General features: G+C 57.3%; 20 protein-coding genes. 13 read left to right on the top strand and 7 right to left on the bottom strand.

Annotated elements, in window-relative coordinates; all coding sequences use genetic code 11:
• Positions 1–47: 47 nt before the first annotated feature.
• Together ACN0SC_RS09630 and ACN0SC_RS09625 are read right to left on the bottom strand one after the other, a co-directional pair.
• Positions 48–575 carry a hypothetical protein gene (locus ACN0SC_RS09630; protein WP_417249461.1) on the bottom strand — a complete coding sequence of 176 codons (528 nt, stop codon included), beginning with the start codon at positions 573–575 and terminating at the stop codon, positions 48–50.
• A complete protein-coding gene (locus ACN0SC_RS09625; RefSeq protein ID WP_417249460.1) occupies positions 572–1,564 on the bottom strand; it encodes a hypothetical protein in 993 nt (330 codons plus the stop codon). Before ACN0SC_RS09625 ends, ACN0SC_RS09630 begins: the two co-directional genes overlap by 4 nt.
• Positions 1,565–1,708: 144 nt before the next feature.
• Between ACN0SC_RS09625 and ACN0SC_RS09620 the strand changes: the two genes are divergently transcribed.
• On the top strand, positions 1,709–2,182 hold the full coding sequence (locus ACN0SC_RS09620; RefSeq protein ID WP_417249459.1) for a hypothetical protein: 474 nt from the start codon (positions 1,709–1,711) through the stop codon (positions 2,180–2,182).
• 108 nt (positions 2,183–2,290) lie between these two features.
• Entirely contained in the window at positions 2,291–3,322 is a 1,032-nt protein-coding gene (locus ACN0SC_RS09615) for a response regulator (RefSeq protein ID WP_417249458.1), read from the top strand.
• Between the two features lie 165 nt (positions 3,323–3,487).
• Here the strand turns inward: ACN0SC_RS09615 and ACN0SC_RS09610 are convergent, their stop codons facing one another.
• Positions 3,488–4,513 (bottom strand): YHYH protein, encoded by a 1,026-nt coding sequence (locus ACN0SC_RS09610; RefSeq protein WP_417249457.1) that lies wholly within the window; start codon positions 4,511–4,513, stop codon positions 3,488–3,490.
• A 78-nt stretch (positions 4,514–4,591) separates the two neighbouring features.
• A complete protein-coding gene (locus ACN0SC_RS09605; RefSeq protein WP_417249456.1) occupies positions 4,592–5,233 on the bottom strand; it encodes a PEBP family protein in 642 nt (213 codons plus the stop codon).
• 202 nt (positions 5,234–5,435) lie between these two features.
• Here ACN0SC_RS09605 and ACN0SC_RS09600 point away from each other — a divergent pair, with 202 nt between their 5' ends.
• Positions 5,436–6,119 (top strand): response regulator transcription factor, encoded by a 684-nt coding sequence (locus ACN0SC_RS09600; RefSeq protein WP_417249455.1) that lies wholly within the window; start codon positions 5,436–5,438, stop codon positions 6,117–6,119.
• Entirely contained in the window at positions 6,097–7,461 is a 1,365-nt protein-coding gene (locus tag ACN0SC_RS09595) for a sensor histidine kinase (protein ID WP_417249454.1), read from the top strand. The genes ACN0SC_RS09600 and ACN0SC_RS09595 overlap by 23 nt, the downstream gene beginning before the upstream one ends.
• A 108-nt stretch (positions 7,462–7,569) precedes the next feature.
• Here the strand turns inward: ACN0SC_RS09595 and ACN0SC_RS09590 are convergent, their stop codons facing one another.
• From ACN0SC_RS09590 to ACN0SC_RS09580, 3 genes are all read right to left on the bottom strand, one after another.
• Positions 7,570–10,656 (bottom strand): efflux RND transporter permease subunit, encoded by a 3,087-nt coding sequence (locus ACN0SC_RS09590; protein ID WP_417249453.1) that lies wholly within the window; start codon positions 10,654–10,656, stop codon positions 7,570–7,572.
• Complete coding sequence (locus ACN0SC_RS09585; RefSeq protein WP_417249452.1) at positions 10,653–11,801, bottom strand: efflux RND transporter periplasmic adaptor subunit; 1,149 nt, start codon at positions 11,799–11,801, stop codon at positions 10,653–10,655. The genes ACN0SC_RS09590 and ACN0SC_RS09585 overlap by 4 nt, the downstream gene beginning before the upstream one ends.
• Before the next feature lie 337 nt (positions 11,802–12,138).
• Positions 12,139–12,789: a nucleoside/nucleotide kinase family protein gene (locus ACN0SC_RS09580; RefSeq protein ID WP_417249451.1), complete on the bottom strand. Its 651-nt coding sequence runs from the start codon at positions 12,787–12,789 to the stop codon at positions 12,139–12,141.
• A gap of 688 nt (positions 12,790–13,477) precedes the next feature.
• On the opposite strand from ACN0SC_RS09580, the gene ACN0SC_RS09575 reads away from it, so the two are divergent.
• From ACN0SC_RS09575 to ACN0SC_RS09535, 9 genes are all read left to right on the top strand, one after another.
• A complete protein-coding gene (locus ACN0SC_RS09575; protein ID WP_417249450.1) occupies positions 13,478–14,347 on the top strand; it encodes a cyclase family protein in 870 nt (289 codons plus the stop codon).
• A 50-nt stretch (positions 14,348–14,397) separates the two neighbouring features.
• Complete coding sequence (dctP, locus tag ACN0SC_RS09570) at positions 14,398–15,417, top strand: TRAP transporter substrate-binding protein DctP (RefSeq protein ID WP_417249449.1); 1,020 nt, start codon at positions 14,398–14,400, stop codon at positions 15,415–15,417.
• A gap of 101 nt (positions 15,418–15,518) precedes the next feature.
• Positions 15,519–16,064, top strand: a complete 546-nt coding sequence (locus ACN0SC_RS09565; RefSeq protein WP_417249448.1) for a TRAP transporter small permease — start codon at positions 15,519–15,521, stop codon at positions 16,062–16,064.
• Positions 15,971–17,344 carry a TRAP transporter large permease gene (locus ACN0SC_RS09560; RefSeq protein WP_417249447.1) on the top strand — a complete coding sequence of 458 codons (1,374 nt, stop codon included), beginning with the start codon at positions 15,971–15,973 and terminating at the stop codon, positions 17,342–17,344. Before ACN0SC_RS09565 ends, ACN0SC_RS09560 begins: the two co-directional genes overlap by 94 nt.
• A gap of 15 nt (positions 17,345–17,359) precedes the next feature.
• Positions 17,360–18,451, top strand: a complete 1,092-nt coding sequence (locus ACN0SC_RS09555; RefSeq protein ID WP_417249446.1) for an NAD-dependent epimerase/dehydratase family protein — start codon at positions 17,360–17,362, stop codon at positions 18,449–18,451.
• A gap of 36 nt (positions 18,452–18,487) precedes the next feature.
• Positions 18,488–19,831 (top strand): acyclic terpene utilization AtuA family protein, encoded by a 1,344-nt coding sequence (locus ACN0SC_RS09550; RefSeq protein ID WP_417249445.1) that lies wholly within the window; start codon positions 18,488–18,490, stop codon positions 19,829–19,831.
• A gap of 9 nt (positions 19,832–19,840) precedes the next feature.
• On the top strand, positions 19,841–20,179 hold the full coding sequence (locus ACN0SC_RS09545; protein ID WP_417249444.1) for a hypothetical protein: 339 nt from the start codon (positions 19,841–19,843) through the stop codon (positions 20,177–20,179).
• Positions 20,180–20,277: 98 nt separating this feature from the next.
• Positions 20,278–21,192 (top strand): IclR family transcriptional regulator, encoded by a 915-nt coding sequence (locus ACN0SC_RS09540; RefSeq protein WP_417249443.1) that lies wholly within the window; start codon positions 20,278–20,280, stop codon positions 21,190–21,192.
• Between the two features lie 24 nt (positions 21,193–21,216).
• The gene (locus ACN0SC_RS09535) at positions 21,217–22,155 is read left to right on the top strand and encodes a TAXI family TRAP transporter solute-binding subunit (RefSeq protein ID WP_417249442.1); all 939 of its coding nucleotides are present in this window, start codon (positions 21,217–21,219) and stop codon (positions 22,153–22,155) included.
• The last annotated feature ends 56 nt before the right edge of the window (positions 22,156–22,211 follow it).

Below are 22,211 nucleotides of genomic sequence, written 5' to 3'. Positions count from 1 at the left end.
AAAGCAGACCTCTGGCGCGATGTCTACGCCACGGGCTACACGCTGTTTCACGGACAGGCTGCGTCGATCTCAAGCGTTCCGACGGGGCCGCCCGTTAACGTGTTGACAGATATCGCGCCACTGACGCCTTCTTGTGAGACGTCCAAGCCGCCATTTGTCGCCATTGCGAACAGTGCCTCGTCGGGGTTGGCCGTAGGGTAAAAAACCACCACCTCCATTCCGTCCGCATAGCGCGCAATGGTCAGGATCGGGCCATGGGCGAGAACGGGCACCAGTGCCACCATTGCGTCGTCGCTCCCCTCGGGCACACCACGCAGCGGATTGAGAAGATCATCGGGCACCCCTGTTGCTGCCGCATCCAGCGCGAAGGCGACGGTTCTGTCAGCGTCAACGGGGGACGGGTAGTCCCGCAAGCATTGGAACGCCTGCAACGCGTAGTGTTGCTCGTTGAGGGTTAGTGTCACTGTGCCAGCCTCCCACGTCTCCGCTTCGACGTGAGAGGCACCAGCACCCGCGACCACCGTGAGCGCAGTGACAGCGGCCAACCGACCAATGTCAGCCCATGTGCGCATCATGAATGCGGTCCCGTGGCGGGCGGTACATCGGCTTGCGCACGGGGGGGCGTGTAACTCTGTGCCTTTTCCTTGAGACGCGCAAACTTGCCCGACAGGTTCTCCAGTTTTGCTTCCCATGCGGGATCGGCGACCTGACCTTCGATTGTGCGGAAGTAGACATCCATCATGCAGGCCACTGCGAAAGGCTCCAGCAAGGCCGCTTTCACAGACCATGCGAACAGCAGCGCAAAGACCACACCGCCCGCCGCCCATGCTCCCGGGATGAGATAGACAACCAGTGCCGCGGGGGCGAGCATCACCAGAAAGATCACAAAGGACAGGCCGTAGACGATTACGGCCAGCCACGCGGCATTCTTGAGCATGGGTTTGTAATTTTGCGCATAAAGGACCAGACCTGTCTGCGCTGAAGACCATGCGTTGGTGGAGCCCGTTCGGATGGCATAGGCGAGAATAACCTCGTCGATGAACCCGACTGCGATGTTCAGAAATACCTTGATGACTGACACGAACTGCTGCGCGCCAGGGATCGGCAGGATGGTAACAACTCCCCGCACCAGCCCCGTGATCGCGCGCAGGACACCCTTCACCAACTGGTCGATGCCGAACAGAACGCTAGCCTGAGCAAAGCGCTCCGTTACTTCCGTGCGTGCGTAGGCGATTTGCGACCGACCCTGCGGCATCTTCTCACCGTCGAGCAATTTGATCAGGACCGCGATATGGCCCGCCTTGACGATGTAGAGGATATATTCGCGCGCCAGATACATGATGGCGGCAATCACGCCAAAACCAATCGCGCCGCCCCAGAAGGTCGTCGCCGCGCGGAATCCCTCGTCACCGAAGCCGCCAATGCCCCAGCCGATCCCCGCACCCACGCCCGTCATCAGGACATAGGCTAGCGCGGCGCCGAAATAGATGGCCATACGCAAAAGGATAAAAGGCAGCGTCGCCACCATCAGCTTTAGCGCGCGGCCAATCGAAAAATCCCACATTTGCCAGAAACTCCAGTCTGCGTATTCTGATAGGATAGGAGATTATTGGACTGGCCTCCGCCCGTCCCCCTTCGTTTGCAGGGGGAGATGCGCTTGGTTTGTCGTTACGATGATGACCAGCATCACTTGGAAGGATACGCTCAGATGTGGAAAACGGCCCTCAAGTCCGTGACATCAACAATCGTTCTCGGCATCGCTATGGCTGGACCGACCTACGCCGAGACGGTCGCCCGTGGAGCTGAAGCCGTCCTGACCGTCGATGGCGATGAATATCGCTTCACGGGTAATTGCCTGCTCATGGGGCGCAACGCTTCGCAGCAACTTCGGATGACGGTACCAGGTAGTGGTCCCGATGGCGGGCATGTTCATCTTGTCATCTACGTGACCACATACAAGCCAGCACAGTTTACGGTCTACGCCGCAGCCACGGAGGACGAGGCACGAAGCGCATCATTGAGTGATGATCGGACAACATGGCTGCTACGTGGCGGCGGAAGCCACGAGGATGTTACGTTCTCATCCGACGCCGTGTCGGCCGAACTGGTTACAGCTGTTTACAGCGGCGGCGAGAAGGTGGTCGATGAAACCCCTGTTCAGGTGGAGATTGACGGGTGCTGAAACGGGTGACGCGGACGCAATGGCGCGTTCGCGTCTGGGCTCCCGTTTACATCGGGTGCTTGAGCGGTTTTGGGGGTACTGTTTGAAATGACGACAACGGCCAACACCATGAAAAGGACGATCCTGTGCGTTGAAGACGAGCGACACCTGCGGCAGGATATTATCGAGGAACTCATTGCGGCAGGCTATGAGGCCGTAGGCGCGGCCACAGGGCGCGAAGCCTTGAGCGTTCTCGACACAACACGTCCCGATCTCATTCTATGCGACATCTGTATGCCGCAGCTCGACGGTCACGGGTTTCTAAAAACGCTGCGCAGCAAGCGCCCTGATCTCGCGGATGTTCCTTTGGTTTTCCTCACTGCTCTCGACGGGCGGGATGCCATCATCGGTGGCAAGCGCGCTGGCGCTGACGACTATCTGGTGAAGCCCGTGGATTATGATCTCATGCTTGCCACGATTGAGGCGCGACTTCGTGAAGTTAATCGCATCGACCAAAATATACAGGAGCTGCGTCAAACGTTGTCGGCGGCCCAGTCGTCTGGCTCCCCCGCCCCCGACGCCTTGCACAAGGTTTTTGAACTGCTGTCCTTCGGCGTTGTTTTGCTGTCATCGACGCAGGTCGTATTTGCAAACCGCGTCGCACGGGAAATTCATCGTATGGGCGACGGGCTGTCCGTCGATACGGGAATTCGGTGTGACGCAGCGCAGATCTCGACGGACATGAGGGACTGTTGGCGCGCGGCTTGTGAGGCGTCGACGCAAGGCCGCGACTACCTCTCCAGCCTTGCCATTCCGCGCCTTTCGGGAGGGCGGGACTACCACTTGACCTTCTGCGCTTTGGAGGGTGCCTTCACCTCTGAAGGGGACGCGCAATGTGTCGCCTTCATAACCGATCCCCAGTGCCGCCCCGCTGTGCCCGCCAAAGTTCTGGCTGACATTTTCAACCTCACTCCGACAGAAGCTGAAGTTGCCCAACGTCTTGCCCTCGGGTTGCGAAGCGACGAAATCGCGAGCGATCTCGCAATCGCACCGACGACGGTTGCGTTCCATCTGAGCAATATTTTCGACAAGACGGGCACCCGTCGCCAAGCGGAACTGATTGTTCTTCTTTTAACAGGCTTGACCTCTATAGACCCCTAACAGCCCACCATTGGCGGAACTCTATCGCCGTGGAGAATAGGACTCTCGGTTACGCGAGAGAAGGCGTGCTTTCGGGAGCGGCGAGATTTTCCGTGTGTGAGGGGCTTTGAGACGGACACTGCCCGCAATGCCGTTTAGCAATGCGGGCAGCGTTGGCGTACAATCCTAGCGGCAGAACTCGCCAGTTTTGACTTCGCCGCCGTTGGTGACGGTTTTGGTCTCGAAGTTGTAGCAGTTCTCGGTATCAGCGGGGCTGTAACGGATATAGTAATCTTCGCCCTCATAGCTGTAATCCATGCTGCGGCTGCCGTCTTCTTCTTGCGTGAAGATCAGGTTCTCGACCCCACCTGCTGGTGGGCGTCCTGGCTCCGCGCCTTGTCCTGTGGCGGCATTGACCAAAGGCGCTGTGCGCGGCAGTTCGCGTAAGTCACCCACTTCGCCCATCAGGCATTGCACGATATAGGGGGCGTCCTCGGAGGTATGGTAGCGATAGCCGTAGATGTCGTCCGTCTGGCCGTTGCAGACATCCAGCATCCCTTCGACAACCGGCGTGCCGTCAGGATTGTTGTCACCATAGATCGGGAAACCGTCAAATGCCCATCCGATGATCGCATCATCGCCTGCGTTTTCCATGTCTGCGATCATACATACGGGCTTCATGTGATAGTGGTAATCATCGCCGCGCCCTGCGTGACCGCCGCAGGCATCTAGCTGCTGTGTCTGATAGGTGTCGTGCTGAGTCTGGTAGTGATAGAGATCTTCCTGTGTCATCTCACCGCCGCCGGTATAATCGAAGATCGGTACGCCATTGACCGCCACGCCAAGGGCCGCGTCACGGGTTTGAGGTGTGTCGCCCAGAACGGGCTCAAGCGGGATCGGGGCATCATATTGTTTGGCAGGCACTGGCACCTGTTCGTTGGTGCCAACGATGCCAGTCATCATCTCGTGATCGGGATAGGTGTCCGACGAGATGATCGCATTGCCGCTCTCGCACGTTACTGTCACGCTATCGGCAAAGCCTGCTTCTTCGACCGAGGCTTTAACCGCATCGCAATGGGCTTGGGCATCATGCGTCTGCGTGTCGTGGCTGTGGTCATGATCTTCATGGGCGAGTGCTGGAAACGCGAGGCCCGCGGAGCCGAGAAGCAGGGCAAGGGCGCTTAGATGTTTGGCGGTGGAAATCTGTTTCATGGTTTATCTTTCTCAATGAGAGCAAGCGAAGGCATTTGTGCGCCATCATGCGCGGATGGGCTCAATGGTCTCGGTGGCCTATTCGACAGTCAGGCGGCACAGGATGGTGTTGTCCGTCTTCAGGTCCGCACCCCAGATCAGCTTGGCCGATTGGTCCCAGTCGACCCTGTCGTAGCCCTCTTTCGGGCTGACTTCGCGGACACTGTGCTCCGTGGCGGCAGTCCATTCGTTTGCGTCGAAGTCCGCCGTATCCCAGCCTTCGGGCTCATCAGTAAGCTCGAAGGCACAGGCCCCTTCACCTGCCACAGGGTCGCTTTCCTCGGCGCAGGCGGTATCAAGTGGGGCTTTGTGAACGACAAGGCATTGCCACCCCGCATCTGTTACCGCGACAAGCCCGCCATCGGCATCGTGAATTTGCGCGATTGCACCGCCATCGCCCATCTGTTGGCGGCGTGTGCCGATATATTCCAGGCCCGTGTCGTTCTCTTTGAAATCCTTCATCGTCAAACCAATCACAAAGGGGCGCTCCGCCTCGAAGGTGAAGCTCTCGGAGTTGAAAGACCGTTCAGTGGTGATCGACACGCTGTCCTCGGCGACCTGTTCTCCGTTGACGCTCATGGAAAACCAGTTGTCCACCCAGACGTCGGCGGAAAAGGTTTCGGCATGGGCTGTGGTTGCGAGAGTAAGGCAGGTAGCGAACAGTGCGAATTTCATTTGCATGATTGATGTCCTTGCTTTTTACGGGCACGAGGCCGCTTCTGCTTCACTCTATACAGGTGCGTCTTTGCGGTGGCCTGAAGCGAAGATTACAAATTTGTAAGGTATTTGCATTTTGTCCTTATGGCTATTCACCATTAGGAAGGAGGCATTGACCAAATGCGCCTTCTGTTTGGCGCGCCACCTCCGAGCATGATGGCTGAACATGAAAATCCTGTTGTTGGAAGACGATCTCGAAATCGGTGCTTGGGTGCGTGACGGGTTGACCCGTTCGGGCCATGTGACCGATTGGGTGCAGGACGGGCGCGAGGCACTGGTTGCCGCCACGAGTTCCGCATATGACCTGTTGATCCTTGACCGCATGACGCCAGGCTTGGACGGACTCTCCGTTTTGCGTGCCATTCGCGCGGCCAAAAACAGTGTGCCTGTTTTGCTGCTTACGGCTTTGGGTGATGTGGATGACAGGGTAGAGGGGCTACATGCGGGGGCCGATGATTACCTGCCCAAACCATTTGCCTTCTCTGAGCTTGATGCGCGGGTTGCCGCATTGGGGCGGCGTCACGCCGATCTGCCCCGTGCGGACGAGACCACCCTTGTGGCGGGAGATATCCAGCTCGACCTTCTCAAGCAGCGTTGCCTGCGGCAAGGCATCTTGATCGACTTGAACCCGAAGGAATTCCGCCTGTTGGAAACTTTCGTGCGTTCGGACGGGCGGGTGCTGACGCGGACCATGTTGCTGGAAAAGGTGTGGGACATGAACTTTGACCCGACCACTAGTGTCGTTGAAACCCATGTCAGCCGCCTGCGTTCCAAGATCGAAAAGCCATTCGGTGACACAGTTATCAAAACCAGACGCGGGGCGGGCTATGTCTTTGAACCCGTTTCCTGATCTAACCGCGCTCCTGCGTATGTCGGCTCTGCGTCAGGCCGTCTCCATTACGCTGGCTTTTCTTTTACTCGTTGTAGTGGCGGGGACGGTTGCGATTGCGGCGTTTGAACGCGAAACGCAACGGCGGATCGAGGATGATCTGCAAAGCCGATTTGCCGAAGTACGCACGGACATCGAACATCACGGCTTTGATCCCGCGCGCTATCCCGATGGCAAGAACGAACGCATCGAATTTCATGTTGGTCCGAGCCAGATCTCGCCTGGAATCCACAACTCGCTGGATCTCAAATGGTTCTGGGCGCGCGACCGAACACCGTCTTCCGACGACCTCGCGCCAGAAGGGTTTGAGGATTGGATCTATCTCGCAGGTCCGGTCAGGGGCGGGCAGTTGATTGTCGCCACTGACCTGCGGCGTCAGGATGACTTTTTGCAGATCATGCTGGAAACGATGGGACTCGTGGCGCTCGGCGCGGCATTTTCAGCGCTCTTGCTTGGCCTCTATCTCGGCGTGCGAACACAGCGCAGGATCAACGCGATCTCTGCGGCGCTGACAGACTTCGGGGCAGGGGATCTTTCCGCGCGCGTTGGCGGGGTGGCGCGGCATGATGATCTCGGCGATCTGTCGCGCCAACTGGATATGACGCTCGATCAACTCGATGTCCTGATCCGTCAATCGCGGGATTTTGCCAGCAACATTGCCCATGACCTCAAAACACCTCTTTCACGCCTGCGCATCCGTTTGGACCGCGCCTTGATGGCGAGCGAAGAGGAGAGTGAAAGCGCCACAGCCATTGAGGCCGCCATCGTTCAGGCCGAACAAATCACCGCGATTTTTGACGCCTTCCTCCGCATTGCCAAACTCGAAGCTGGAACGGCGCGTGCCTCTTTCTCTAAGGTGGATTTGGAGCAGTTGGCGCAGGAGGTTTTTGAAACCTACCAGTATGTGGTCGAGGCATCAGGGCGAACATTAAAGCTCGATATAAGTGATCCCGCGACCGTGTCAGGGGACCGTGTGTTGCTTACACAGGCCTTGGCGAACCTTCTCGAAAACGCGATACGCCACACCGCCGAGGGCACGGAGATTTGGCTAGTTGTGCGGGGGCGGGAAATTGGTGTGGCCGACGATGGAGAGGGTATTCCATCCGAAGAAGTCGAACATATCACGAAGCCCCTTTACCGCCTTGAACGCAGCCGAACCACCGACGGGGTTGGTCTTGGCCTCGCTTTGGTAAAGACCATCGCAAACCTGCATGATGCTACGCTGACGTTTTCGGACAACCCTATGTCTCGGGGCGGTAAGGGCCTGTGCGTGAGAATTGAGCTTCCGCGCTCTGTAATGTGATGCCCCCCGCCAGATCTTGGCGAGGGGCATTTTCGTTTTCCATAGAAGCACTTTGTTCCGCGCCGACCAATCGCAATTACAGGTAACGGTTGGCCGGCGGGGATGCAGTTACGCGCGCGCGTCTTCGGCTATCTCGGTCTCCAGGCGATGTGCTGCGGCACCTGGTGCGGCACCCCAGACTGCGACCCAACGATAGAAGATCGGAGTCAGGAACAGGGTGAACACGGTGGCAAAACCGAGCCCGCCCACGATCACCCAGCCGACGGCGATACGTGCTTCGGCCCCTGCGCCAGACGTCAGGATGAGAGGCAAGCCACCGAAAACCGTCGAGACCATCGTCATCATCACAGGGCGGATGCGAAGGCGCAGGGCGTTTCGGATCGCGCTGTCGATGTCCTCACCTGCTTCACGCAACTGGTTGGCAAACTCGACGATCAGGATACCGTTCTTCGCCATCACGCCGATCAGCATAACGAGACCGATTTGGCTATAGTAGTTCAGCGAACCGCCAGTGATCGAAATCGCAAGCAATGCCGCAGCGAGGCCGAAGGGGACCGTCATCATGATGACCACTGCGCTGGCGAAGCTCTCGAATTGCGCGGCCAAGACCAGAAGAACCACGACTAGAGCGACGCCGAAGACCATATACATGCCTGTCGCCGTATCATCGAGCGTTGCGGCTTCGCCTGTGAAGGTGATGTTCATACCATCAGGCAGAACCTCGTCCGCAATTGTCAGCACCCGATCCATCGCTGTGGACAGGTTGACCCCTTCGCCAAGGTTGGCCTGTGCGGATACTGCGAGTGCTCCGCCAAGGCGTTGGATCTGCGCATCGCTGACGACCATTTCGAGCGATGCCAAGCTGGAGAGCGGGATATACGCGCCGCTATCGAGACGGATCGACATGGAGGCGATATCGGAGGCGTCGTCGATTGGCGGTCCACCAGGAACAACATTCACGTCCGTCTCAATGCCATCAGCGAAGACACTGACTGCGACATTGCCCTGCACAAGTGCGCGGACAAGGGATGTGATGTCCGTACTGTTCAGCCCCATGTCGCTGGCGGCGGCAGTGTCCACGTTCACTTCCAGTTCCGCATTGACGCTATTGTTGGACAGTTGCGGGTTGAGGAAGGTGTCGTCCTGAGCCATCGCTGCGACAAGTGCTTCCGTGGCTTCGGTCATGGCGGAGAGGTTGGTGCCAGTGACCGCAAATGAAAGCCCGCCGCCTGCGCCACGAATGTTGAGGCTGTTGGTCGAACGCGCACTAACCTGCACGCCAGGGACGGAAGAGAGCTGGTTACTGATTTGGGCAATCAGCTCTTGTTGCGTAAAGTCACGCTCAGTCCAGTCGGGCAGGCGCACGACGATAAAGGCACTGGTCCCGCCGCCAACGCCGATGATGCTCTGCACGACTTCGATCTGGCCGCTTTCCTGATAGGGCTCAAGGATTTCCTCGACCATCTCGACCTGCGTGTCGAGGTAGTCAACGGTCGTGTCGGAGGCACCGCGTGCCTGCACGAGGAAGAATCCGCGGTCCTCATCGGGTGTCACGGTCGACGGCAGAGTAATGGCCGCGCCTGCCGCGATCATGGCAAAGCCTATTGCGACGGATAGCACCAAGAGAGGTGTGCGGATCGCGAAATCCATCACACGATCAAAGGCACGCGCAAAGGCACTTGGGGTGGTGCTGGTGGCTGCTTGTGTCTTTCCCGGATCGAACAAGGCTGCCAGAACAGGAGCCAGTGTTAGCGCCGTAATCGATGAGAGTGTCACCGAGAACGCCAGCACAAAGCCGAATTCCGAAAACACACCGCCCGCCTGTCCAGGCAGGAAGGAGATCGGGATGAACACAGCGGCAAGCGTGGCCGTGGTCGAGATCACAGCGAAGAACACTTCATTGGTGCCCGCAGCCGCAGCCGCGAATGCACCCATGCCCGATTTGCGTTTTCGTACGATGTTCTCAATCACGACAATGGCGTCATCCACCACCATCCCTGTCGCCAGAACCAGTGCTAGCAGGCTGATGGTGTTCACTGAGAAGCCCGTCAGCCATATCGCCGCCAGAGAGCCGATCAGCGCCACGGGAATTGTGACAGCGGGGATCAGCGTCGCGCGCGGCGAGCGCAGGAACAGGAAGATCACGGCGACCACGATAACCGTGGCCAGCAGGATGGATTTCACGACCTCGTTGATGGACCCTTCGATGAAGATCCCGTCGTCCGATGTCACCAGAAGTTGCACACCCTCAGGAAGCTGACTGCGTAACTCTTCAACGGCGACACCCACATCGCGCGAAATCTCCAGCGTGTTACCCACCGATTGCCGTGTGATGTCGAGGCTCACAGCCGTTTCACCGTTCACACGGGTGTAGACGCTAGTGTCTTCGGGAATGAGTTGGACGAAGGCAACATCAGCGACCTGCGTGGTGTCATTGATAGGAAGCTGGTTGATGGTTTCTACCGTGACCTCCTCGTTGCCCACGCGCAGGGACAAGGACTGGGACTCTGTTGAGAGCGATCCCAGAGCGGTATCGTCGCGCAGTTGCGTCAAGGCGTCGGAGACATCAAAGATCGTCAACCCGCGGCTCAACAGCGAGGGCAGGTTCACCGCCACACGGAATTCGTTGGCCCGATTGCCTCGCACAGTGACCTCGGCGATGCCGTCGATCAGCGACAGGCGCTCGTAGACCGCACCTTCGGCAATTTGCGTAAGCTCGTCGAAACTCGCGTCACCCAAGAGGGCAAGACGGATGATTGCATCTGCGTTGCTATCGCTTTTGCTTACGCTCGGATCGTCGATGTCTTCCGGCAGGGCCCGAAGCGTGTTCGACACAATCTCGCGTGCCTCGTTTGCGGCCACGTCGACATCTGTACCATCGGAGAGGTCAATGGTGATGCGGCTTGATTCACTGCTCGACGTCGACTCGATATAAGACATACCGTCCAGCGCACTCAGGGCATCTTCCAGCACCTGTGTGACTTCCGTGTCAACGGTGCTTGCGACTGCGCCGTTATAGGTTGTTCGCACGGACAGAACAGGCTGGTCCACATCGGGCATTTCACGAATGTCGACGCTATTGAGTGCTGTTAGGCCCGCGATGATGATCAGCAGGTTGAGAACGATCCCTAGGATCGGTCGCGCGATAAAGGTGTCGGCGAAACCTGCCTTGTGCGCTCGTTTCTCGAAACTCATGTTTCTGGTCTCCTGCGGGTCTCAGCCGTTGCGACCTGCGATCCGTCACGCAGTTTCGATGCGCCTTCGGTTACGATTTGCGCACCAATCGGGGCCTCTGTCTCGACCCAAACCTGATCTCCGTCACGGTAACGGATGGTGACAGGCACGCGGTTGGCGACGCCGTCTTCGGCGACCCAGATACCTGCACCCGTGCGATCCCATGTGATTGCGGTCGATGGCACTAAAGGTAGTGGGTCGGTCTCATCGGTCACGCGGACCGCAAACGTCATACCTGCAAGGAGCAACCCGTCGGAATTGTCGATCTCGGCCTGAACCGTGGCGCTGCGTGTGACGCTATCGAGGCGGCTGTCGAAAGCGGTGATCACGCCCTCGAAAATCCGACCGGTGTAGGTTGGCGTTGTGATGAACACGGGCTTCCCTTCTGCAAGCAACCCGATCGAGCGCTCAGGCACCTCAAAGGTGGCGAGCAGGGTGGTGGTGTCATCCACAGTGACGATCGCGTCACCATTGGACAGGTAATCACCTACGCTCACATCACTCAAACCCAGACGGCCCGAGATCGGCGCAACAATGGTTCGGCTTTCCAGTGCATCTTCGGCGAGGCCGACATTGGCTTCGGCCAGCCGCAGCGCCACTTCGGCCTCCGACAAGGCAACCTGCGTGACGACGGCGCTGCCGTTCTTGTTCAACTCTTCGTAGCGGGTGACTGTCGCTTGTGCCTGATCGCGGTTCGCCCGCGCGATTTCCAAAGCAAGCTGTTCGGTGCGATCATCCAAACGCACCAGAACATCGCCCTTTTCAACCATCTGGTTCGCACGCAGCGCGGTCTCGACAACTTCTCCCGCTTCTGTCGCAATAACCTCTGCGCTGTGAAGGGACACGGCGCTGCCGACTGTCCGCAGGTCGAGGGTGTAACTGCTTTCCTCAAGCGGCTCCATAACCACGGTCGTCGCTCGCCCTTGTCCACGTGGCCCTCGTGCGGGCGCTTGTGCACTGGCGTTGCCAGTTGTCGCGGCGCCCTCTGTCGCGGTGCCGCTCCAAAGTTGGGTAATACTCGCGGGAACGCCAAACGCGACCCCGTAAGCCACAGCCAAAACCCCCGCAGAGAGGGTGGCAACGATCAGATTTCTTGAAATTTTCATGGCGTCCGAAACTCCGCAATCAATATTTGTGCCGCGCGTTGGGCCCCGAATGGCGTGCCGCTAAAATCACGAGACAAAGCCATCCGTCCACCTCGGCCTTGGGGCCCGAAGTCGTCTGGCCTGTTTTCTGGATTGAACATTTTTTATGTCAGCCTGTTGTGTGTATCCGTCCTTCTACGACCAAACCTTCGGTTTCCGTCGCAGTGCAGGCTACTTTTTCGAAACTTTTTTGAAAAAACGTTCCTACGTCCCCCAAAAGACGCATTTTGCTCGCGATTTACCCCTTCCGAAAACGGTTATTGAGTATGTGGTTGCACGGATCAAAGTCTCGCCATGGTTAAGGAGCGTTGGTAGACGCCTCTGCGCAAATCGTGATTGTTGCGGGCAGGGCGCGGTTTGCGATTGCCTCAACGTTTACCATGTCGTTGTTCACGGCTCGTCGTTCGGCATCTTGGGGAGACAGGCCAAAATCGATCCATCGTTGAAACAGCCTTTCTCGCAGGATGTCGTGCGGAACGTCCAATCGGATCGAGACATCCCAAAGGGGGTGCAGATCTTTCCAAATTGGCGCATCGTAGAGAAGGTAGTTGCCTTCGATCACAACACAGTCACAGGCGTCATCGACCATTCCTGCACCTGCACGCGAGAAATCTTCGTCGCGATCAAAGGTCGGATAGAAAACTCTGTCCGCATTGGGCAAGGCCTGCGCCAATCGAAGCACACCCGCCGCATCAAAAGTCTCAGGCGCGCCTTTGCGATGCAACAAGTCCAGATCGGCCAAGATCCGATTGTCGAGATGAAAGCCATCCATGGGTACCACGGCGGTGCGGTGGCCAGCTTGGGACAGGAGGTCGGCCAACCCCCACGACAGGGTTGTTTTCCCCGAAGCGGGCGGCCCCGCCAAAGCGATAAGTTTCCGTTTGCCCGAACGAGGCGCTGCCAGAATGTCTTTCGCCAGCGCCTCGGCGATTTCGTTTGCCGACATCATGTTGCGCCCCCCTTTCCATCGAGAATTACCTACGCATCTGCGAAGTATCATGTAAATGTTCAACTTCTTGGGTGGGTCGCCATAGTTTTTCAGTCAGGTGGGATTCTGTGGTTGCGCCACGAGGAACGGATTCGTCCCGCAGACGCTGCTGCGGCTGGCGCCCAATAGCTGCATAACTAGCTTGTTTCTGTCTTGAAAAGGCTTCTGAGGTCTTTTGTTTGCCTGTGTTTCTAGGGTTCTCTCACAAATAGTTCCGCTGTGCGAAACAGTTGGTAAGTTAATCGCTTCGTCCGAAAGTTGCAGGTTGATTGCCGTGATGCTTGTCGCTTTCCATAGCTATGCGTTGGGGAGGACGCGGGCTGCTTTCCTGAGGAGAGAAGTAGCCACATAGCCAGATAGTGAAGGTATTTGAAAGCCAAACGCGGTGCCCGTTGAGTGTCGCGGAGCGTCTGGCCACCCCGACAGAGGCCGCATTTGTCGGCGGCAACGGAACGGAGGATCTGTTGGGATGAGCATGCGTTGGAAAAAACGACCCGAAGGCTCCAATTGGGGAGATTTTGGGCCAGACGATCAAAAAGGGCGTCTCAACTTGTTGACGCCACAGCGCGTTCTTGCCGCCGCTAGGGAAGTGCAGGAGGGCCATTCGTTCTGCCTTAGCTTGCCTCTCGATTATCCTGGTGGAAATCGGATGAACGAAAACCGCCACCCGCCGATCCTGCGTCCGTGTTTGCGGCACGGCGGGGTGAACATGAACTACGTCTACTCCAGCCAAAACGCCGATTCTCGTGATGTTCTGTCCGATGATCTCGCAATTCTCCATCTGCAATATTCGACGCAATGGGATGGGCTTTGTCATGTTGGCGCGGTGTTTGATGTGAATGACGATGGCAATCCTATTCCCGTCTATTACAACGGTTATCGGGCGGATCAGGACGTCGTGGGCCCTGATAGTGCAGACGATTGCGGAATCTCTGGGCCGATTTCGACACACAGCACTTCGGGTGCAAAGGCTCTCGGCATCGAAAATATGGCCGAGACTGGCGTGCAGGGGCGCGGAGTGATGGTCGACCTCCGCCGCCACTTCGGCGATGCGCGCACTGTGGTGGGCTACGACGAATTGATGGAGGTGATGGCGCAAGACGGTGTGGTTGTCGAGCCAGGCGATATGCTGTGCCTTCACACTGGGCTGTCCGATCTTATTCTTGGGATGAAAAAAGATCCCGATCCAGAAGTCATCAACACCAGTTGCGCTGTTCTGGATGGCGGTGATCCGAAACTTCAGGAATGGATCACGAATTCGCAGATATCAGTGATTGCGACCGACAATTATGCCGTCGAGGACTATCCGGCATCATTGCCAAATCCATGCTGTTCAATCTTGCCGCTACACAATCTCTGCCTGTTTCGGCTGGGCATCCATCTTGGTGAATTGTGGCACCTGACGCCACTGGCGGAATGGTTGGCGGAAAGAGGCCGATACAGGTTTCTGCTTACGGCTCCGCCGCTTCGACTGCCCGGGGCGGTCGGATCACCAGTCACGCCTGTTGCCACAGTCTGACCAGGCAACTGGCACGATAATTTATTAGATCACCAAAGGGAGGAAACTGGATGATCAAGACAACCTACAAGCTCGCCATCGGGCTGACACTGAGCGTATACGCGCATGCGGCATTGGCCGAAACAACGCTGACATTTGCGGATTGGCAGGTGCCCGCAGCCTCGACGACTCGCGAGGCCGCGAAGGTCTTCATGGATAAGGCAACAGAGCTGTCGGGCGGGGAGATCGCCTTTGATTATTTCCCAGCCGAACAGCTTGGCAAGGGTGGCGAGATGCTGCGTCTGCTTCAGACTGGCGTCGCGGATGTTTCGCATGTGTCACCCGCCTATATTACTGACAAATTTCCACTGACCACGGTGGCCGAACTTCCAGGGATGCCGCTCGATTCCTGTGCGCTGGCGAATGGAATCTATGAAATGGCCCAGCCTGGTGGAGCGCTCTACGAGGCCGAGTTCGAGCCGAACGGCATCCGACTTCTGTTTGCTGGGAACCTTGGGCCCTACAGCATTCTGACGACCGAGACGCCAATTGCGACGCTCGCCGATATCGAAGGGCTTAACATCCGCACGGCTGGTGGCCCTATGGAAATGACGGCGACCGAACTAGGGGCCAACGCGATCCGCATGACGGGATCGGAAACGCTTCCTTCACTTTCGCGCGGGACGCTTGATGGTTTGCTTTGGCCCGTGCCGCTGGTCGAGGATTGGGGGCTGGAAGAGGCGTTGAATAATGTCACGCCCAATCTTAGCACGGGCAGCTTTGTCGTGACCTATTCGATCAGCGACAGCACTTGGGATCGGTTGAGCGAGACGGAACAAGTGGCGCTACTGGAAGCAGGTAAATACGCCACCGAGCACTATTGTGGCTTCGTCAACCAGACATGGGCCGAGAGCCTTGAGCAGTTGGAAACTGTACATGGCATTCAACCGCTGGATCTTCCTGCGTCGGAGCTTTCAAAAGCTGAGGAGCGGTTTGAACAGGTGCACGAGCAATGGGTCGAGGGGCTGGCTGGGCGCCCAGTTTCGAGCCAAGTCGTTTACGACCAGTTCCGCGAGATCGCAAACCGATAATCGGACCATTCGGTAACTGGATGCCAGAGAGATTTGGCATCCAGCCATCATCGCGCAGCCCTTTCGGGCGGTGGCAATCATTCTAGATCGGGAGCAAATCTATGAACTCCATTTCCGACACGCCATCCCCTAGCGGAGGCGGCCTATTTCGCGGGGTCTATAGCAAGATTGATGCCGTGACGAAGGTGATCGAAAGCCTGCTTTTCATTATCTGTGCAATTGCCATTGCTGTGGCAATGGTGCTGACAGCCGTGGATGTCTTCCTGCGCTATGGGTTTAGCAGTCCGTTAGGCTGGTCGTTTGATTTTGTAATGCTCTATCTGATGCCTGCGGCCTATTATCTCGCCTTTTCACAAGGGATGCGAAAAGGCGCGCATTTGTCTGTCGACTTCTTTGCCGACAACTTCCCCAAGCCTTTGATGCGAGTCGTCTATCCCGTGCTGATGCTCGTTGCCGCGGCGCTTGTCGCCGTGATCGGATGGCTGATTGCCGATGAGGCAATGGCAGGCTTTTTGGCGGGCGAGACGCTGCTTGGCTCAGTGCGGTGGCCGACATGGCCCACGGGCGCAATCATCAGCGGCAGTTTTCTGGTGCTATCCGTTCGGCTGGCTTTGATCGCTTGGCGTGTCGCCTTTCTCGAGGATTGACTATGATTGATGTCATTTTGCCTATTGTCTTGCTGTTGATCCTGCTCGTGTTGAGCGTTCCGGTGGCGTTGAGCCTAGCCTTGGCCGGGGTTGTCGGGATTTACCTTCTCAAGGGAATGCCCTCGTTGATCGGTATTCTTTCGACGGCACCGAAGTCCTCACTGGCGAGCTATGAGCTCTTGACCATTCCGATGTTCATTCTGATGGCTGAGTTCATTGGAATGAGCGGCATATCGAGCAATTTGTTTCGTGCTGTTTCGGTCTGGGCTGGTCGTTTGAAGGGCGGACTTGGCATTTCCACAGTTATAACCGGGGCCCTTTTTGGTGCTGTTTCTGGGTCGAGCACGGCAGCTGCGGCGACATTGGCTCGAACCAGCATTCCCGCGATGTTGGAGGATGGCGTAGAGCCACGCACGGCCGCTGGCATCGTGTCGATGGCAGGCACAATCGCCATGTTGATCCCGCCGAGTGTTGCGCTGATTTTCTATGGCCTTTTGAGCGGCACAAATATCTCGGCGCTTCTGATCGCGGGGATCGTGCCGGGGCTGCTCGTTACGTTGGTGCTATCGCTGACGATCTGGCTTACGACCCCAAGACGCGAAAACGCAGTTCAATACAGTTGGGCGGAGAGATTCGCATCTCTCCGCGTGGCGATGCCATTTCTCTTTCTGTTTGGGACGGTAACTGGGCTCATCTATACTGGCATTGCGACGCCCGTTGAGTCTTCCGCGGTTGGCGCTCTTGCCGCCTTTTCCTTTGCGGTGGTGACGCGGACGTGCACATTTGAAGGGCTGAAGCAGGCTTTTTCAAACACGTGCGCAGTTACAGCCATGATTGGGCTGATCATCGTTTGTGCGCAAATCTTTGGATATTTCATCACGATGTCAGGCATCGCGCGGGATCTTGCGTCTGCGGTGGGAGGATCGGAAGTGCCACTCGTGGTGGTGCTAGGGGCAATCGTGCTCATCTATCTGTTTCTTGGTCTGTTTCTGGACCTTATCTCGATCCTGATCTTGACCGTGCCAGTGATGCTTCCCGTCGTGCAGCATCTTGGATTTGATCCAATTTGGTTCGGGGTCGTGATCATCCTTCTGGCCGAGATCGGTATTGTTACACCGCCAGTTGGGATGAACGTTTTCGTCGTGTCTTCAGTGTCTGGCATCCCTCTGCGTGACTGCTTTGCGGGTGTGGTTAAACCCATTCTGGCTGTGCTCATCGTGGTGATCGCACTTGTCACATGGCCAGAGATTACGCTCTGGCTGCCAAATACAATGAAATGATCGGGGGAACCCCAAGTGGCTGATAAGAAAAAGATTTTAATTCTTGGCGCAACTGGCGTGATCGGACAGGCCGCGCTGCGGCATTTTGGTGAGTTGGAGGGGTGGTCGGTATTGCCCGTCGCGCGGCGCGTTCCCGAGGGCGATGACAGGTTTTTGCGTCTTGATCTGCTCGATACCCAAGCCTGCGCCTCAGTTCTGGGCGCTTTGGATGACATCACTCACGTGCTGTATGCTGCTGTTTATGAAAAGCCAGATGGCTTGATTGAGGGTTGGCGCGACCCTGAGCAAATGGCGAACAATGATCGAATGCTGCGCAACGTGATGGAGCCGCTGTTGGCAGGTGGCAGCCCGCTTGAGCATGTCACGTTGTTTCAGGGGTCGAAGGCCTATGGCAGCCATATCGAGCCGCAAGTGCCCATTCCCGCAAAAGAGAAGTGGCCGCGTCACCAGCACAAGAACTTCTATTGGCTGCAAGAAGACTACCTTCGCGACAAGCAAGCTGGGCAAGATTGGGCGTTTACAGTTTTACGTCCCCGTATCGTGTTCGGCGGAGCCTTCGGCAGCAATATGAACCCGATTTCGGCGATTGGCGTCTATGCGGCGCTCCAACGCCGGCGGGGAGAGCCGCTGCATTATCCTGGCGGGCCGGAACGGATCAATCAGGCAGTAGACGCGGATCTGATCGCGCGGGCCTGTGCATGGGCGGCGACAGCACCAACAGCCCGCAACGAAATCTTCAATATCGACAATGGGGATGTCTTCGTCTGGCAGAACGTCTGGCCAGCGATTTGCGATGTGCTCGACATGGAGATGGGGGAGGCGCGCCCGTTTTTTCTGGAAACTCTCCTTGATGGTTCAAGCCCTGAGGAATGGGCCACGATTGTCGATGAGCAGGGGCTGCGCGCGCCGCGCGATATTCGCAAGGTGGTCGGACAGAGTTTGGGCTACACGGACTGGCAGATGGCCACCGGTAAAGAGATGGCGCCCAATCCTGTGATCGCGAGCACGACTAAAATTCGACAGGCAGGCTTTAACGACTGCATTGATACCGAGGACATGTTTCGAAAGTGGTTCGGCATCTATCGTCAGGAACGATTTTTGCCGTGATGCCCGAAGGGCCGTCACGAGGGGGGGAGCGATACAATGCATATCAGAATTGGCAGCGGCTCGGGGTGGTGGGGTGATAGGATTTCTCCAGCAGAGTTGAGCGCACGCGAAGGTCGACTGGACTACCTGTGCTTTGAAACTATGGCCGAGGCTACGATATCCACGGCGCAGGTTCGGGCGCGTTCGGATGAGGGATTTGCCGGTTACGACACTTATCTGGAGGATCGGATGCGTGCCGTCCTGCCGCATTGTGTCAAAAACGGTACGCGGATCATTTCGAACCAAGGTTGGATCAATCCGTTAGGTGCTGCGCAAACGGTTCGTCGGATGCTTGATGCCATGGGGCGAAGTGATTGGAAAGTTGCCGCTGTCACGGGGGCGGTTATCACCGATACGGTGCGGGGGGCGCAAATCCCAATCCTCGAGACTGGCTCACCGCTGGCGTCACTTGGAGACAATTTGATCTCGGCCGAAGCTTATCTGGGCGCTGATGCGATCGTGGATGCGCTGGCAGCTGGGGCGGACGTGGTGATCACTGGGCGCGTGGCCGATCCTTCGTTGTTCCTAGCGCCCATGATCCATGAATTCGGCTGGGACCAAGGCGACGTTACACGCCTTGCACGCGGCGCGGCGATTGGACATCTGCTGGAATGCGGTGCGCAGCTGACGGGTGGGTATTTCGCCGACCCTGGCGTGAAGGACGTTCCCGAGCCGTGGAACCTCGGCTTTCCTATTGCGGAAATCGAGCCCGATGGCAGCGCGACGTTTACAAAGATTGCTGGAACTGGCGGGCTCATCGACCGACGCACCGTTCTTGAGCAGATGTTCTACGAGGTGCACGATCCAGCGAATTACATCACGCCAGATGTCATCGTGGATTTTTCAACGGCTGTGATTGAGGAGACTGGTCCTGATCAGGTTCGTCTAAGCGGCATTTCGGGTAAGCCTGCGACGGGGAGTTACAAGGTTTCCGTTGGCGCGCACGAAGGGTTCATCGGGGAAGATATGTTCTTTTACGCGGGCTCGGGCGCGCGTGCGAAAGCCGAGTTGGCGCGCCGCATCCTTTTGGAGCGTTTCGCCATAGTAGGGCTAAAAGCCGAGGATGTGCGCATCGACATTCTGGGGGTCGATGCGATTCACGGCGCGGCCTCACCAGAGCCCAGTTGCGAGCCCTATGAAGTTGCCGTCCGAGTTGCCGCACGTTGTATGGATCGCGCTGAAGCGTTGAAGGTCGGGCGAGAGGTCGACGGAATGGCTGTCTCAGGGGTCGCATCGACTGGGAAGCGAGTGCCGTTTCAGGAGCGTGTGCGCGAGGTGGTCGGCATCTGGTCGGCTCTGGTTGATAAAACAGCGGCATCGGGCCGGGTTGAATTCGTTTAGGAGGCTGCAATGGATGTCATGCTGCGGCGGTTGGCGCATACTCGCTCGGGAGATAAAGGCAATACCTCGAATATTGCCGTCATATCCTATGAACCCGCATTTTATCCGCTTCTTTTGAACCAACTCACCGCCGAGCGTGTGGCCGCTCGGTTTGGGGCTGCGTTTACGGGGCCCGTCAACAGATACGAAATTGATGGGTTGGGCGTTCTGAATTTCGTTTGTGAAGGCGCGTTGGGCGGCGGCGTGTCACGGAACCTGTGTCTGGACAACTACGGCAAAACGCTTGCCGCTGCAGTGCTTGATATTCCGATAGATGTTCCAGCCGCGCTTGTGGGGTATCTGCGTTGAGTAATCTGTTGCGCTGAACGAAACGAGCGCCGCGTTATCTCTCAAGAGCTATGTTTTTAAGTTGAATGCTGAGATGAATGTGTTTCTTTGAGAGGGACATGATGAAAGAAGCAAACAAAAAATCTCAAGGCCAAACAGGCGGCGGATCGGGCGGTCAGTCCGGCGCGTCCTCGTCGCCTGCTCCTTCGTCGTCGGAGGATACGCCAGGCAAAGCGATGATGGGCGTTACCCGCGCTGTTGCTGTATTGCGTCTGATCGGCGCGGCTCCTGAGCCAGGACTGCGGTCGCGCGATATTTCAGAAGCGCTCGACATGCATAAGACATCAACGTCGCGGATGCTTTCAACGTTGATCGGTCTTGGTGTCGTCGACCGTGACAGGAACCGGTGCTATCGGATTTCCGACGATTTCCGGGCCAGCTTTGGTACACCGCTGACGACGACACGGTTGCGGCAGGCGGCGCGACCTGCGCTAGGGATGCTGTCCGAACGGCTTGAGGATGTTGCATTTCTTTCCGTACCCAATGGGCTCGATTCCCTCTGTGTTAGCCGAAACATCGGCTCATATCCGATTCAGGCATTGTCGCTCAATGTCGGTGGTCGGCGTCCGCTGGGTGTCGGGGCGGGCAGCTTGGCGCTCCTAGCTTGGGAACAAGAAGGCGAGCGGAACCGCTTGATCGAGATGCAGCGTGGGAGGCTTGGAAAGTACCGCGTTGATGTGGAGGACATTGCCGTCGCAGTCGAGCAGGCGCGCGCAGATGGCTACACGGACCTTCCCAGTTTTGTTGTTCAGGGTATGACGGGCATGGGAATGCCCGTGCGTGATCCGTCAGGAGTTGTGGTTGGTGCGCTATCTGTCGCGGCGATTTCCGAGCGGCTTGGAGGTAGCCGCCGTGATTTGGCTGTCTCAGCGTTGCAGGAGGCCGCCGCAATGGTCGAGGAGCAACTAGCGGCTGGGGCGGGCCGACCCGTTGATCAAAATGACAACGATGGGCGAGATGGCGAAGCCGTGTAACGGTTAAATTTCAAGGAGGAGGAAATGATGAAGATAGAAACACTTAAGGCAGTTGTGCTGGCTGGCATGACCTGTTTTGCAGGCGGCGTGCAGGCGCAGAACCTGACTCTGGCCTCGGGGCCATCGGGAGGGACCTGGTACCCATTGGGCGCGGCACTTGCCAAAATTATCGAAGAGGAAATTCCTGGTACTCGCGTGAGCGTCGTGAATGGCGTGACCGTGTCTAATATCCTTGGCACTAATGCGGGGCAATACGATTTGGCGCTGTCGCTTTCGACGTCGAATGTGGACGCGATTGGCGGCGTTGGAGCTTCATTCCCTGCTTCGCAGGACAACATTCGCGGTGTTGTTGGGTTTTACCCAGCACCTTATCAAATGGCGGTTTCTGCGGACAGCGACATCCAAACGATCTCGGATTTTTCGGGTAAGGTGATCAATCCAGGCGTTGTCGGGGGTGCGACTGATGTTTTGACGCAAGCTGTTCTCGACCTCAACGGGTTGTCTTATGACGACATGGATCGTGTTGAGCGGTTGTCATATGCCGATGCTTCGATGCAGCTCAAGGACGGGCATCTCGATGTATTCTCGGGCATCCTTTCGGTTCCCTCGGGGGCAATCACCGAAGCTGCCCTTGGTCGTGGTGTGCGTTTGATCCCGATGGATGAGGACAGCATCTCGAAGCTGAAAGAGAAAAACGGTGGCTACGTCAGCGTGGAGATCCCAGGCGGTACGTACAAGGGGCAAGACGAGCCTGTTTCAGCCATCGGTATGAACAACGTTCTGATCGCCAACGCTGATCTTGATGCTGATCTGGTGGAGAAAATCACGCGCGCGATTGTTGAGAACGCCGAGAAGCTCCATGCGGTCAATGCAGCCCTGAATAACTTTGGGCCAGACACGGCTGCTAACGGTATCGGGGCAGAGCTCCATCCCGGCGCGGCCGCTTACTTCAGCCAGCAATAATTACGCTCGAAGATGTGGGCCAGTTGCGTGTCTGAACGCGTGACTGGCTTGCTCTG

The organism is Celeribacter sp. (genome assembly GCF_048261515.1).
In the GTDB taxonomy this organism is placed as follows: Bacteria; Pseudomonadota; Alphaproteobacteria; order Rhodobacterales; family Rhodobacteraceae; genus Celeribacter.
Note: the sequence above shows the minus strand (reverse complement) of the source record. Positions and strands in the feature narration are given on the sequence as shown.

Coding starts and splice junctions, on each gene's coding strand:
- ACN0SC_RS09545 (WP_417249444.1), top strand. CDS start 19,841: ATGGATGTCATGCTGCGGCGGTTGGCGCATACTCGCTCGGGAGATAAA.
- ACN0SC_RS09575 (WP_417249450.1), top strand. CDS start 13,478: ATGAACGAAAACCGCCACCCGCCGATCCTGCGTCCGTGTTTGCGGCAC.
- ACN0SC_RS09610 (WP_417249457.1), bottom strand. CDS start 4,513: ATGAAACAGATTTCCACCGCCAAACATCTAAGCGCCCTTGCCCTGCTT.
- ACN0SC_RS09595 (WP_417249454.1), top strand. CDS start 6,097: ATGTCTTTGAACCCGTTTCCTGATCTAACCGCGCTCCTGCGTATGTCG.
- ACN0SC_RS09630 (WP_417249461.1), bottom strand. CDS start 575: ATGATGCGCACATGGGCTGACATTGGTCGGTTGGCCGCTGTCACTGCG.
- dctP (WP_417249449.1), top strand. CDS start 14,398: ATGATCAAGACAACCTACAAGCTCGCCATCGGGCTGACACTGAGCGTA.
- ACN0SC_RS09540 (WP_417249443.1), top strand. CDS start 20,278: ATGATGAAAGAAGCAAACAAAAAATCTCAAGGCCAAACAGGCGGCGGA.
- ACN0SC_RS09600 (WP_417249455.1), top strand. CDS start 5,436: ATGAAAATCCTGTTGTTGGAAGACGATCTCGAAATCGGTGCTTGGGTG.
- ACN0SC_RS09580 (WP_417249451.1), bottom strand. CDS start 12,789: ATGATGTCGGCAAACGAAATCGCCGAGGCGCTGGCGAAAGACATTCTG.
- ACN0SC_RS09590 (WP_417249453.1), bottom strand. CDS start 10,656: ATGAGTTTCGAGAAACGAGCGCACAAGGCAGGTTTCGCCGACACCTTT.
- ACN0SC_RS09550 (WP_417249445.1), top strand. CDS start 18,488: ATGCATATCAGAATTGGCAGCGGCTCGGGGTGGTGGGGTGATAGGATT.
- ACN0SC_RS09560 (WP_417249447.1), top strand. CDS start 15,971: ATGGCCCACGGGCGCAATCATCAGCGGCAGTTTTCTGGTGCTATCCGT.
- ACN0SC_RS09565 (WP_417249448.1), top strand. CDS start 15,519: ATGAACTCCATTTCCGACACGCCATCCCCTAGCGGAGGCGGCCTATTT.
- ACN0SC_RS09620 (WP_417249459.1), top strand. CDS start 1,709: ATGTGGAAAACGGCCCTCAAGTCCGTGACATCAACAATCGTTCTCGGC.
- ACN0SC_RS09615 (WP_417249458.1), top strand. CDS start 2,291: ATGAAAAGGACGATCCTGTGCGTTGAAGACGAGCGACACCTGCGGCAG.
- ACN0SC_RS09535 (WP_417249442.1), top strand. CDS start 21,217: ATGATGAAGATAGAAACACTTAAGGCAGTTGTGCTGGCTGGCATGACC.
- ACN0SC_RS09605 (WP_417249456.1), bottom strand. CDS start 5,233: ATGCAAATGAAATTCGCACTGTTCGCTACCTGCCTTACTCTCGCAACC.
- ACN0SC_RS09585 (WP_417249452.1), bottom strand. CDS start 11,801: ATGAAAATTTCAAGAAATCTGATCGTTGCCACCCTCTCTGCGGGGGTT.
- ACN0SC_RS09625 (WP_417249460.1), bottom strand. CDS start 1,564: ATGTGGGATTTTTCGATTGGCCGCGCGCTAAAGCTGATGGTGGCGACG.